This window comes from Sanguibacter sp. HDW7 (assembly GCF_011300875.1).
Classification (GTDB): domain Bacteria; phylum Actinomycetota; class Actinomycetes; order Actinomycetales; family Cellulomonadaceae; genus Flavimobilis.
Window position 1 is genome coordinate 2,958,983 of the sequence record NZ_CP049862.1, and the last position, 12,776, is coordinate 2,971,758.

The following is a 12,776-nucleotide window of genomic DNA, read 5'->3' on the forward strand; positions in this document are numbered from 1 at the left end:
CCCGCCAGCGCCCCCGCCGACCGCGTCACCCGCACCCAGGAGCAGCCATGAGCATCGAGGTCCGCAACGCCACCAAGCGCTTCGGCGACTTCGTCGCGCTCGACGACGTCTCCGTGTCGATCCCGACCGGCCAGCTCACCGCCCTGCTCGGGCCCTCGGGCGGCGGCAAGTCGACCCTCCTGCGCATCATCGCGGGGCTCGAGACCGCCGACTCCGGCTCCGTGTCGATCGAGGGTCGCGACGCGACGCACGAGCCCGCCCAGAAGCGCAACGTCGGCTTCGTCTTCCAGCACTACGCCGCGTTCAAGCACATGTCCGTCGCGAAGAACGTCGCGTTCGGCCTCGAGATCCGCAAGACGCCCAAGGACGAGATCCGCGAGCGCGTCGACGAGCTCCTGCGGCTCGTGCACCTCCAGCAGTTCGCCGACCGCAAGCCCTCCCAGCTCTCCGGCGGGCAGCGCCAGCGCATGGCGCTCGCGCGCGCGCTCGCCGTGCGGCCCTCGGTTCTGCTGCTCGACGAGCCCTTCGGTGCGCTCGACGCCAAGGTCCGCAAGGAGCTGCGCGACTGGCTGCGGCACCTGCACGACGAGGTGCCTGTGACGACCGTCTTCGTCACCCACGACCAGGAGGAGGCGCTCGAGGTCGCCGACGAGATCGTCGTCGTCAACGAGGGCCGCGTCGAGCAGGTCGGCTCGCCCGACGACCTCTACGACGCCCCGGCGAACCCGTTCGTCATGGGCTTCCTCGGGCCGGTGACGCACCTCGGCGGGCGCCTCGTACGACCGCACGACGTCCACGTCTTCACCGAGCCGCCCGCGGGGCTCGCCGCGTCCGAGGGTCGCGTCGTGCGCAGCCTGCGGATCGGGTTCGAGGTGCGGCTCGACGTCGAGCTCGTCGGCGGGTCTTCCGGTGCGGCTCCGACGACCGTGACGCTCACGCGCGCGGAGTCGCGGGCGCTCGGCGCGGAGGCGGGCTCGGCGGTGTGGCTCCGCCCGGCGCCCCACGCGCTCACGCTCGCGGTCTGAGCGCCAGGTTCCCCCTCCCGCGCCCCGCCCGGCCCCGCGATCCAGCCGCAGGCTCGGCCCCGCTCACTCCGGCCCCCGAAGTCCCGACGGATTGACGCGTTCCGACCATTCGATGGTCGGAACGCGTCAATCCGTCGGACCGGAGGCGCCCCCTGGCTGCCACATACGGGTGCGGATAGCCGATCGGTGCACTTCCTCGCCCGCACAGCCTCACGGATAGCCGATCCGTACGTGTGAGACGTACGGATCCGCTATCGAAGGTCGCTCAGGGGCCGACCCCGAGGGTGGATCAGCTATCGGAACAGCTCAGCGGCGACGGGGACGGCGGGAGCGCCAGTCAGACGCCAGTGCGGCGAGCAGCGTGAGCGCGAGCGTCACGAGCATGACCTCGAACGCGAAGATCGTGCGCGACCAGCCCGGGTGCGACGCCGGGAAGACGACGTAGCCGAGGACCACGCCCAGCAGCAGCCCACCGAGGACCGCGACGAGCGCGAAGCGCCCGAAGCGCGGCGCACGACGAAGCGTCTCGCGATCGAGCACGACGGGGTGGGCCGCATCCGGGAAGGACGTGAGGGTCGGCGGCACCTCGTCCTCGGCGGCCTCGTCGTCGGCAGCGCTGGCATCGGTGGCAACGTTCACGGCGGCACCGGTCTCGGCGGCACCGGTGGCGGCGTCACCGGTGGCGGCGTCACCCGCATCGGCAGCCGTTTCGTCAGCAGCGTCCGCAACAGCGGCCTCGACCTCGGCCGCACCGGTCACGGTGGTATCCGCATCAGGCGCGGGCGCGTCGCCGTCGCCGACCCTGGCAGCGTCCGCAGCGGCGCGCTCGGGCGCCGCGGTCTCGTCGATGGGTGACTCCGCGTCGGTCGAGAAGAAGTCGTGGTTCTCATCGGCGGGGCGGGTCGGGTCGGGCTGGTCGGCAGGCGTCGTGCTCACCCCCCGACCCTAACGGTCCGCGCGCCTACGATCGGAGCATGCCCGCCCGACGACGCACCGACCCCGCCGTAGGCCGCGCGGCCCTCGCCCGCTGGCGTGAGGACCCCGACGACCGCGCCGCACGCCGCACCGCCGTGCGGTTCACGCTCGAGGAGATCGCCGAGATCGAGCCTGGCCACGCGGTCGAGCTGCGCGTCCCGCCGGACGGCGCCGTCCAGGCGATCGACGGCCCGCGTCACACGCGCGACACCCCGCCGAACGTCGTCGAGACCGACCCGCAGACCTGGCTCGCGCTCGTCACCGGCTCCCTCACCTGGTCAGACGCCGTCGCCGACGGACGGCTCCGGCCGTCGGGCACCCGCGCGGACATCTCGCGCCTGCTCCCGCTCCAGGCAGCTCGCGAACGCTAGGCGCGACGCTCACGCCCCGCCCGACGACCCCACCGTTGTCGCGTCGACGGCCGGCGCAAGGGTCTCGAAGCGCACGTTGCGTGCCGCGACGTCAGCGACGGTGAGCCGTACCCGGACGTGGTCGCCGGGCTCGAGCCCTGCACCCGTGGCCTTGGCGCGCACCGCGGGGTCGGCGATGAGGATCTCGCCCTTCGTCCCGGGCTCGTTCGCCTCGAGGCAGACGGCGTCGAACTCGTCGCCGAGCCGCCCGTGCAGGACCGCTGCCTCGACCGCGTCGAGGCAGCCGCGCTCGAAGGCCGCCGCGCGCCGTCCGGTCGACGACATGATCTCGGGCAGCCGGGCGAGGTCCGCGCGGACCGCGTCAGGAACCTCCTCGTCCGCACAGAGTGCGACGCAGATTGCGAGGCCGAAGCGGTCGACGAGCCGTCGGAGCGGCGCCGTGACGTGGGCGTACGGAGCAGCGATCGCAGCGTGACGTCGTGCGTCCTCGTCGTCGGGCAGAGGAGCACCACGCTCGGCGTCGAACGCGAGGTGGCCCGCACCGCGGAACAACGACGTGGCCTCTTCCATGAACGCCGCGTGCTGCGGGCTCCGGCCCTCGAGCGTCGCGACGAGCCCCGGGTAGTCGAGATCGCGCGGCCAGTCGATGCCGAGCGCGGCGGCGGCGCGCCGCAGCCGCCTGAGATCGCGCGGGTCGGAGGGCGGCAGCGTGCGGAGGATCCCGATCCCGCCGTCGATCATCATGCGTGCGGCCGCCATGCCGGTGAGCAGGGAGATCTGCGCGTTCCAGCCCTCGACGGGCAGGACGCGCCGGAACTCGAGGAGGGGCACGCCGTCGACGACTGCGGCCTCCTGCTCGGGGACGTCGAGCGACACGCCACCACGCGCCTGCTCGAGCGCCTGGCGCAGTGTGCCGACCGTCTGCAGCAGCCCGAGCAGCGAGGCGACACCCGCGGCGTCGAGACCGGCGACGGGATCGGCGGGGCGATCCGTGGGGGTGCCGTCGAGCACGGCCTGAGCCTGCGCGTACGACAGTCGCACGCGCGACCGCACGACGGACCTGCGCACCGTCGCGGCGGTCTGCTCGCCACGCTCGTCGAGCCTGATGTCCCACAGCAGCGCGGGTCTGTCGAGCCCTGGCAGGAGGCTCGCGACGCCCTCGGAGAGGACCTCGGGGTGCAGGGGGATGCGCGTGCCCGGCCCGTAGACGGTCGTGCCGCGTGCGAGCGTCTCGGCATCGAGCGCGCCGCCGGGTGCGACGGCCCCGGGGACGTCGGCGATCGCGTAGCGGACCCGGAAGCCGGTGCCGTCGCGCTCGATGTGGACGGCCTGGTCGAGGTCCATCGACCCCGGCGGGTCGATCGTCACGAGAGGAACGTCGCGCGCGTCGAGCACGCCCGCCGGGGGCGCTGCGACGTACGCGGCGAGGCGCTGCGCGACCTCGTCGGCCTCGGCGACGACGGCTGCAGGGAACTCCCCGGGCAGGTCGAGCTCGGCGCGCAGCGTGGCGAAAGAGGCGGCGAGCGCAGCACCAGGACCGGTTGCGAGGCGCAGGGTGTGGCGGGTCATCACTTCACCCGCCGTGCGACGAGCCCGAGCGCGTACGACTCGAACCACTGGCCCGCCGCCGGGCCTCCCCCGCACTGCCCGTCGGACTCGCCGGGGCGCTTGACCCACAGGTAGGCGTCGACGCCGCCCTTCGAGACCCAGCGCGGCCGCACGCCGAGGCCCTGGCCCGCCGGGTTGCACCACTCGCCCCGAGCGGTCGCCCGCCCGTTGCGCGAGGTGTCGACGACGAAGCGACGGTGCGACGAGCTCACGCCGAGCTTCGCGAGCCGGGCGGCGACCTTCTTCCCGTAGGCGACCTCGGACTTCGTCGAGTTGAAGTTCGAGACGTTGACGGCGAAACCGCGAGCGCCTGCGACGCCTGCGGCCTTGAGCCGCTTGGCCACGGTCGCCGGGCTGTTCCAGCGCGAGTGACCGCCGTCGAGGTACACCCAGGCGCCAGCCTTCGACAGGCGTGTGGTCGCGTTCTTGAGCAGCGACGTGCGCTGCGAGCCGCCGCAGGTGTGGCCGAGCGAGTCGGGCTCGAGCACGACGACGGCCTGCGAGCCCTTGAGCCCCGCCGCGACCTGCGCGATCCAGGCGCGGTACTCCGATGCGGAGAACCCGCCCGAGGACCATCCGCCGCAGTCGCGGTCCGGGATCGCGTAGAGAACCAGCTGCGGGACGCGCTTCTTGCGCTGGGCGGCCTTCACGTATGCGCGGACCTCGGACTTCACCGTGCTCGTGGGGTTCCACGTGCCGAACCAGCGGGCCTGGGGCGCGGTCGCGATGACGTCGAGCTTCTTCGCCGTGCTGCTTCGCCCCTCGCGGCGGGCCGCTGCTGCGGCGGACGCTGCCTGCGAGGTCGGGTCGACGTAGAGCTTGCGGGCGGTCCGGGACACGGCCGCGCCACCCTGGGATCCGGCCGAGACCGTCGGGCGGTCGACGCCTGCGGGCGCGACCGACGTCCCGGGCGAGGGTGAGGCGACGACCGGCAGGCCCGTCCCGGCGACGAGGCCGAGAGCGAGCGCTGCGACGAGGACGACGGAGCGGGGGCGTGCGCGCATGTCGGCCAACCTACCCCCACGAGCAGGTGCGCCCCACCTGTTCAGCAACATCCGTGGACACCCTTCCACGAGGCCGCCCTGTGGTCAGGTCGGCGGCGCGCGTGCCGGCGACGGCGCGGGCCGGCCGCGCGCGGCGCGACCGGCCCGAAGCAGGTCGAAGGCGGACTCCCTGTGGGGAGCCCGCCCTCGAGGAACCGTGCCGGCCCGTGGTGTGGACCGACGACGGCGGGGCCGGCGAACCGACCCGGATCGTGACGGCGTCAGATGACGCCGAGTGCCAGCATCGCGTCGGCGACCTTCGTGAAGCCCGCGATGTTCGCGCCCGCGACGTAGTTGCCGGGCTGGCCGTACTCGTCGGCCGTCGTCGCGCAGCGGTCGTGGATGTCGCTCATGATGCGGGCGAGACGCTCCTCGGTGTGCTCGAAGCTCCACGCGTCGCGCGAGGCGTTCTGCTGCATCTCGAGGGCCGACGTCGCGACGCCGCCGGCGTTCGCGGCCTTGCCCGGGCCGAAGAGGATGCCGGCCTCCTGGAGGAGCTGGATCGCCTTGGGCGTCGTCGGCATGTTGGCGCCCTCGGCGACGGCGACGAGGCCGGAGGCGATGAGCGTGCGGGCGTCGTCCTCGTCGAGCTCGTTCTGCGTCGCGCACGGGAGCGCGACCTCGGCCCCGACCTCCCAGACGCGGCCACCGGGGACGAACTTCGCCGACGGACGGCGCTCGGCGTACTCCGAGATGCGCGCGCGCTCGACCTCCTTGACCTGGCGGACGAGCTCGACGTCGATGCCGGCCTCGTCGACGACGTAGCCCGAGGAGTCGGAGCAGGCGACGACGTGGCCGCCGAGCTGCTGCGCCTTCTGCATCGCGTAGATCGCGACGTTGCCCGAGCCGGAGACGACGACGCGCTTGCCCTCGAAGCCGCCGTTGACGGTCTCGAGCATGTGCTGCGCGAAGAAGACGGTGCCGAAGCCCGTCGCCTCGGTGCGGACGAGCGACCCGCCCCACGAGATGCCCTTGCCCGTGAGGACGCCGGACTCGTAGCGGTTGGTGATGCGCTTGTACTGACCGAAGAGGTAGCCGATCTCGCGGCCGCCCACGCCGATGTCACCCGCGGGGACGTCGGTGTACTCGCCGATGTGGCGGTAGAGCTCGGTCATGAAGGACTGGCAGAACGCCATGATCTCTCGGTCGGACTTGCCGCGCGGGTCGAAGTCGGAGCCGCCCTTGCCGCCGCCGATGGGCATGCCGGTGAGGGAGTTCTTGAAGATCTGCTCGAAGCCGAGGAACTTGATGATGCCGAGGTACACCGACGGGTGGAAGCGCAGGCCACCCTTGTACGGGCCGAGCGCGGAGTTGAACTCGACGCGGAAGCCGCGGTTGATCTGGACCTGGCCGTTGTCGTCGAGCCACGGCACGCGGAAGATGATCTGGCGCTCGGGCTCGCAGATGCGCTGGAGCACGGCTGCGTCGGCGTACTGCGGGTTCTTCGTCAGGACGGGGCCGAGGGAGTCGAAGACCTCGCGGACGGCCTGGTGGAACTCCGTCTCGCCAGGGTTCCTGCGAAGGACCTGCTCGAAGACCGGCTCAAGTGAGCTCTGCATGGGGACTCCTCGGCGTCGTGGCGCGTGCGCGCCATGTTCTGACGGCACGTATCGAAAGGCGGACACGTCGTGTCCAGGCCGCCAACCGTCCACCTTTGCACTCGACGGTTCGGCGCGCCGCGACGTCTCAGGATTCGACCCTCCTCGGGCGTCGTGCAGCACGCAGGAACGTTGGCCCTTCACACACCGTCTCGCGAACGCTCAGGTGGTGAGACGGTTCGCGACCGGGACCTAGGTCCGCATCGCGAGACCTTCCGTCAGGGGTGCGCGGCGCGCACGACCTCCCGCACCCGGTCCGGGTCCGTCACGAGGTAGGCGCCGCCGGCGCCTCCGCCCGGGCCCGCAGGGCCGCGATCGTCACGCTCGACGGACGCGGAGAGGTGCACAGCGTCGACACCCACGACGAGCAGCGGCGCGACGTCCTGCGCCCGTAGGCCGCCGCCCGCCATGATCTGCACGCCCGTGCCCTCGCGCACCATCGCGGCAAGCTCGTCGATGCCGAGGATCGTGCGCGCGGCCCCGCCCGACGTGAGGACGCGCGTGATGCCGAGATCCGCGAGCACGTGGAGCGCGGCGAGCCGGTCGGTGACGACATCGAGCGCGCGGTGGAACGTCACCTCGCGGCCGTCGGCCGCGTCCCGCAGCCGCGCGACGGCGTCGCGGTCGACCACCCCGTGCGCGTCGAGCACGCCGACTACGACGCCCGACGCACCCGCCCGCACCGCATGACGGATGTCGACCTCCATGAGTGCGAGCTCGTCGGCGTCGTGCTGGAAGCCGCCCGTGCGCGGGCGCACGAGCACGTGGACGGGGAGCCCGACGGCGACAACAGTCTCGATCGTGCCGAGCGACGGCGTGAGGCCACCCGTCGCGGCGAGGGCGCCGCACAGCTCGACGCGGTCGGCGCCGGCCTCGCGTGCGACGCGCGCCCCGACGGCGTCCTGCACAGCGATCTCGACCGCGGCCGTCGGCCTGCCCACGAAGTTCTCCATGCCTCGACCCTAACCACGGCTCGACGCGTTCCGACCGTTCGACGGGGAGGACGCGTCACTCAGTCCCGGCCGGCGGGTGCGGATAGCCCATCCTCGGGAGGTCAGAGGATCGTGAGGCGGGTCGCGAGGGTCTGGGTCTCACCCGCGGGCAGGCGCACGGCGTCGTCGGCTGCGTTCGCCGCCTCGACGCACACGAACCCTGTCCACGCGTCGTCGGGCACGTCGCGCATGCCCGCGGCACCCTCGGCCCACGGGTTCCACACGACCGTCGTCGACGAGCCCGCCTTCGCGACCTCGATCGCCCGCCCGCCGGGATCCGACACCGTGAGCAGGGCCGACGTCCCCTGGTAGACGCGGTCCGTCGGCCCCGTGAACAGGACCGGGCCGTCCTGGACCTGGCGCGCGTCACCGTCGACCTTGTCGAGGTACGGTCCGCCGTCGAGCCCGTCGACGCGCGTGCGGCGCACGTCGTCGACAGCGAGGTAGGTGTGGAGCGCCTGCGTGAGGTCGGCGGCCTCGCCGCCGTCGTTCGTCGTCGTGAGGCTCACGCTCAGCGACGCGCCGACCTCGACCTCGAGGCGGGCCGTGAAGTCGTGCGGCCACAGGGCCAGGAGCGCCGGGTCGACGTCCGCGGGCGTGAGCTCGAACGTGACGACGACGGCGCCGCCTGGACGCTGCTCGTCGTCCGCAAGCTCCTCCGCCCCGACGAGGCGCCACACGCTCGTCCGCGCGAACCCGTGCGCGGGCCCCGCGCCGCCCGGGTGCGGGCCGAACCACGGGAAGCACAGCGGGATGCCGCCGCGGATCGCCGCACCCGGAGCGAGCACCGCATCCGGCGACAGCCACAGCGCACCCTGTGCGCCCACGGGCGCCCATGCGACGACGTGCGCGCCGTACGCGTGGATCCGCGCGGTGGCCGCGGGGTGCTCGACGACGACCAGCGGCGCGTCACCCACACCTGGCTCGAGTCGGACGGTGGGCGGCAGGGTGACGGGCACGACGGGCTCCTCGCGGGGTGGGGCGGTTCTCCCACCGGTCTATCAGACCGGGCCCGGCCCCCGCGACCGCCTCCGGTCCCCGCCCTACCTCCCGACGGATTGACGCTGCACCCCCGTTGAACGGTCGGAAGCCGTCAATCCGTCGGAGAGGTGGGCTCGATAGCCGATCCGTGCACCTGAGGCGCCCGGTTCGGCTATCCGCACCCTCGACCCGCACCCCTCAGACCGAACCCCTCAGACCGAACCCCTCAGCCCTGACGGATTGATGCGTTCCGCCCATCGAATGGGCGGAACGCGTCAATCCGTCGGGAGAGGACCGGTCGGGAGAGGACCGGTCGGGAGAGGACGGGTCGGGAGAAGTCAGGTCGGGAGAGGGAGCGGGAGAGGCAGGACAGGGTCAGCGGGCGCCCTTGATGTTGCGCACCAGCACGGCGCCGAGCACCGCGAGCGCGCCCGAGAGCAGGTAGAGGCCCGTGTACCCGCCGAGGTGCGTCACCATGACCGCCGCGACGACGGGCGCGAGGACGTTCGGCAGAAGGATCGCCAGGTGGATGATGCCGAGGTCGCGACCGGACCCCTCGGCGTCGGGCAGGACCTCCGTGACGAGCGCGAAGTCGACGGCCGTGAACACGCCCGTGCCGAGGCCGAGCACGACGGCCGCGACGACGGCCACGCCGAACTGCGGCGCGAACGCGAGCAGCAGCGTCGCGGCACCGATGAAGACTGCGGAGACGACGACGAAGATCTTCCGTCGCCCCAGCCTGTCGGAGACGATGCCCGCGACGACGACGGTGCCGAGCGTCGCGAGCGCGTAGACGGCCGTGAGGACGAGCACCCCGTCGCTCACGCGCATGCCGCCACCCGCGACGGCCGCGTCGTCACGCACGAGCCCGACGCGGTCCTGCAGGTAGTAGTAGAGGTAGAACAGCGCGGTCGAGCTCGCGAGCGTCACGACGAACCGCGTGATCCACGCCCAGCCGAAGTCGGGGTGGCCGCGCAGGTCGAGCCGGTAGCAGTCGCGCAGCTCGGCCCACGTCATGCGGGGGGCGCGGGCGACGGGAACACCGCGCTCCCAGCGGTCGAGCAGGAACGGGACGACGGCGACGGCGCACGCCGCCGCGCACAGCAGGTACCCGGCGGTGATCCCGGCCCAGCCCGACCACAGGGCGGTCGCGAGCGTGCCGAGACCCGTACCGACGACGACCGCGAGCGTGTACGCGAGGCCGTACCAGCCCGAGACGAGCCCCCGCTGCCGCTCGGGCACGTGGTCCGGGACGGATGCCGCGACGGGCGAGATCATCGCGTTGATGACGATCTGGAACGCCGTCCACGACAGGAGCAGCGCGGGCAGCGAGCGCGCGAAGCCGGTGAGCACCATGGAGACGCTCACGAGGACGAGACCGAGCGCGATCCACGGGGTGCGCCGGCCCCAGCGGCTCGTCGTGCGGTCGGACAGCGCGCCCCACACGGGCGCGGAGATCATCGCGAAGATGCCTGTGATGAACCCGATGATCGCGAGGTTGGTCTCCTTGGCGTCCGTGAAGAACCCCCACGCGTCCGCCGAGGTGAGGCGCTCGACCTGCGGCGACATGAGGACCTGGCCCGGCCCCGCCCACGTGATGTTGATGCCGAGGTACGCGAGGGAGAGCTTGAGGATCCAGCCCGTCGTGGCGCGCTCGGTCGGGCCGCGCCCGACGACCTCGGCCGGGTCTGTCGCAGCCGTGCTCACCGCTGTGCCGCGATGACGTCGCGGTACCACGCGAAGGATTCCTTCGGCGTGCGCTTCTGCGTCTCGTAGTCGATGTGGACGAGCCCGAATCGCTGCGTGTACCCGACGGCCCACTCGAAGTTGTCCATGAGCGACCAGTGGAAGTAGCCGCGGACGTCGACGCCCGCGGCGATCGCGTCGGCGACGGCGCCCAGGTGCGCGGCCGTGTAGTCGATGCGCCGCTGGTCGTGCACGGCGCCGTCGGGCCCGGGTCCGTCGATGATCGCGCAGCCGTTCTCGGTGATGACGACGGGCGGGAGGCGGTCGCCGTAGCGCTCGCGGAACCCGACGAGCAGCTCGGTGAGGCCCTCGGGCACGACGGGCCAGTCGAAGTCGGTGCGCGGGTAGCCCTCGAGCTCCTGGAGGGCGAAGGGCAGGTCGGCGTCGAGCTCGTGGCCGTCGACGAGGCCTGCCGCGTCGGGGTCGGGCGCGGAGACGAGCGTCGGGTTGTAGTAGTTGATGCCGTAGAAGTCGAGGGGTGCGGAGATCACCGGCAGGTCGTCGAGCGCCCCCGGCGGGAGCATGGGGACGACGGGCTCGGGGTACTCGCCCAGCAGCAGGGGGTCGGAGAACAGCGTGTTCGCGAGGATGTCGTAGAAGCCTGCGGCGGCGAGGTCCTCGGGAGCGTCGGACGCGGGCCACGTCGGTGCGTGGTTGCACGCGATCCCGACGTCGACGGCGCCCGCGGCGCGCAGCGCCTCGACCGCGCGGCCGTGCCCGAGCAGCAGGTGGTGCGCGACGGGCAGGGCCTCGAGCCCGAGCGTGAGCCCGGGCGCCTGGATGCCGGCGCCGTAGCCGAGCATCGTGAGGACGACGGGCTCGTTGATGGTGATCCATCGCTTGACGCGGTCGCCGAGGTGCTCGGCGACGATCGCGGCGTACTCGCCGAGCCGCTCGGCCGTGTCGCGCTCGCGCCAGCCGCCCGCGTCCTCGAGCGCGAGAGGCGTGTCCCAGTGGAAGAGCGTTGGCGTCGGGGCGATGCCGGCCTCGAGGAGCGCGTCGACGAGCCGGTCGTAGAACGCGAGGCCCTCGGCGTTGGCGGGGCCGCGGCCGTCGGGCTGGATGCGGGACCAGGCGATCGAGAAGCGGTACGCGTCGACGCCGAGCTCGCGCATGAGCGCGACGTCCTCGGGGTAGCGGTGGTAGTGGTCGCACGCGACCTCGCCCGACGAGCCGTCGACGATCGCGCCGGGGCGCGCGGTGAACGCGTCCCAGCTCGTGGGGCCGCGCCCACCCTCGTGGATGGCCCCCTCGATCTGGTAGGAGGCGGTCGAGACGCCCCACACGAAGTCGGCCGGGAACCGGGGGACGGGGCGGGTCATGACAAACCTCCACGCATCAGGCGCCTGACCTGCGACATCGTCGTCGCAGGCATCGCCCCCATCGTGGTGACCGGCCCGGGGTGCGTCAACCCCTGGGACGATCCGCACCGGGTGAGGTGCCCCCTAGCGTCGACGCATGCGTCGATCATCCTGGGTGTGGCTCGCGGTCGTCGTCGTGCTCTCGCTGCCCGTGCTGTGGGGGCTCACGCCGTGGGACCGCGGCCCGGGCGTCGTGCAGGCGCTCGCGCTGCGCGTACCGACGCTCCTCGTGCTCGCGGCCGTCGTCGTGGTCTCGCTCGTCGTGCGCCGGTGGTGGGCGGCGGGGATCCTCGTCGTCGTCCTCGGCGTGGGGGCGTCCCCGCTCGCGACGGCGGGCGCCGCGGGCGCGCTCGCCGCGGACCCGGACGGTCCGACGCTCGGCATCGTGTCGGTCAACGCCAGGTACGGGCTCGCGGATGCGGAGCAGATCGTCGCGCTCGTCCGGGAGCGTGAGGCCGACGTGCTCGTCGTCGTCGAGCTCACGCCCGAGCTCGTCGAGCGCCTCGGGGATGCGGGCCTCCCAGACGTCCTCCCCCACCGCGAGGTGCTGCCGGCGCGCGGCCCCGAGGGCTCCGGGCTGTGGTCGGCCACGCCGCTGCGCGACGGCGGCGAGATCCCGGGCTCGACGATGCGCATGCCGTTCGCGACGCTCGACGTCGGCCGGTGCGCGGTGCGTGTGCTCGCGGCGCACCCGATGGCGCCGGTCCCGGGGTCGGAGGGCACGTGGCGCGCCGAGCTGGCGGCGCTCGGGACGTTTCTGCGGTCCGACGACGGTGTCGTCGACGTCGCCGCCGGCGACCTCAACGCCGGGCTGACGCTGCCCGCCTTCCGCGCGATGCTCGGCGACGACCTCACGACGGCCCGCTCGGCTGCGGGCCTCGCGTGGGCGCCGACGTGGCCGACGGACGTGCCGCGGCCGTGGGTCGACCTCGACCACGTCGTCGTCCCCGTCGGCACGGGCGCAACGGCCGCGGGCACGCACGCGATCGACGGCACGGACCACCTCGCGGTCTCGGCGCGCATCGTGCCGGTCTGCTGAGGGAACGACGACGCCCTCCCGCCCCGGTCAGGGGTGG

General features: G+C 73.1%; 11 protein-coding genes. 3 read left to right on the forward strand and 8 right to left on the reverse strand.

Annotated elements, in window-relative coordinates; all coding sequences use genetic code 11:
• Window positions 1-47: 47 nt before the first annotated feature.
• Window positions 48-1,025, forward strand: a complete 978-nt coding sequence (locus tag G7063_RS13405) for a sulfate/molybdate ABC transporter ATP-binding protein (RefSeq protein WP_166414834.1) — start codon at window positions 48-50, stop codon at window positions 1,023-1,025.
• Window positions 1,026-1,331: 306 nt separating this feature from the next.
• Here G7063_RS13405 and G7063_RS13410 read toward each other — a convergent pair whose 3' ends face one another.
• Complete coding sequence (locus tag G7063_RS13410) at window positions 1,332-1,961, reverse strand: hypothetical protein (RefSeq protein WP_166414835.1); 630 nt, start codon at window positions 1,959-1,961, stop codon at window positions 1,332-1,334.
• A 38-nt stretch (window positions 1,962-1,999) separates the two neighbouring features.
• Here G7063_RS13410 and G7063_RS13415 point away from each other — a divergent pair, with 38 nt between their 5' ends.
• The gene (locus G7063_RS13415) at window positions 2,000-2,371 is read left to right on the forward strand and encodes a sterol carrier family protein (protein WP_166414836.1); all 372 of its coding nucleotides are present in this window, start codon (window positions 2,000-2,002) and stop codon (window positions 2,369-2,371) included.
• A 9-nt stretch (window positions 2,372-2,380) separates the two neighbouring features.
• Here the strand turns inward: G7063_RS13415 and G7063_RS13420 are convergent, their stop codons facing one another.
• From G7063_RS13420 to G7063_RS13450, 7 genes are all read right to left on the reverse strand, one after another.
• On the reverse strand, window positions 2,381-3,940 hold the full coding sequence (locus tag G7063_RS13420) for an RNB domain-containing ribonuclease (protein ID WP_166414837.1): 1,560 nt from the start codon (window positions 3,938-3,940) through the stop codon (window positions 2,381-2,383).
• Window positions 3,940-4,983: a glycoside hydrolase family 6 protein gene (locus tag G7063_RS13425; protein ID WP_166414838.1), complete on the reverse strand. Its 1,044-nt coding sequence runs from the start codon at window positions 4,981-4,983 to the stop codon at window positions 3,940-3,942. Before G7063_RS13425 ends, G7063_RS13420 begins: the two co-directional genes overlap by 1 nt.
• 260 nt (window positions 4,984-5,243) lie before the next feature.
• Window positions 5,244-6,581, reverse strand: a complete 1,338-nt coding sequence (gene gdhA, locus G7063_RS13430) for an NADP-specific glutamate dehydrogenase (protein WP_166414839.1) — start codon at window positions 6,579-6,581, stop codon at window positions 5,244-5,246.
• 257 nt (window positions 6,582-6,838) lie between these two features.
• Window positions 6,839-7,573, reverse strand: coding sequence for a copper homeostasis protein CutC (locus G7063_RS13435; protein WP_166414840.1), 735 nt, complete (start codon window positions 7,571-7,573; stop codon window positions 6,839-6,841).
• 101 nt (window positions 7,574-7,674) lie between these two features.
• The gene (locus G7063_RS13440; RefSeq protein WP_166414841.1) at window positions 7,675-8,571 is read right to left on the reverse strand and encodes a D-hexose-6-phosphate mutarotase; all 897 of its coding nucleotides are present in this window, start codon (window positions 8,569-8,571) and stop codon (window positions 7,675-7,677) included.
• A gap of 397 nt (window positions 8,572-8,968) precedes the next feature.
• Window positions 8,969-10,300 carry an MFS transporter gene (locus G7063_RS13445; RefSeq protein WP_206188158.1) on the reverse strand — a complete coding sequence of 444 codons (1,332 nt, stop codon included), beginning with the start codon at window positions 10,298-10,300 and terminating at the stop codon, window positions 8,969-8,971.
• Window positions 10,297-11,661, reverse strand: coding sequence for a GH1 family beta-glucosidase (locus G7063_RS13450; protein WP_166414842.1), 1,365 nt, complete (start codon window positions 11,659-11,661; stop codon window positions 10,297-10,299). The genes G7063_RS13445 and G7063_RS13450 overlap by 4 nt, the downstream gene beginning before the upstream one ends.
• A gap of 136 nt (window positions 11,662-11,797) precedes the next feature.
• Here G7063_RS13450 and G7063_RS13455 point away from each other — a divergent pair, with 136 nt between their 5' ends.
• Window positions 11,798-12,739 carry an endonuclease/exonuclease/phosphatase family protein gene (locus tag G7063_RS13455; protein WP_166414843.1) on the forward strand — a complete coding sequence of 314 codons (942 nt, stop codon included), beginning with the start codon at window positions 11,798-11,800 and terminating at the stop codon, window positions 12,737-12,739.
• Window positions 12,740-12,776 lie beyond the last annotated feature (37 nt).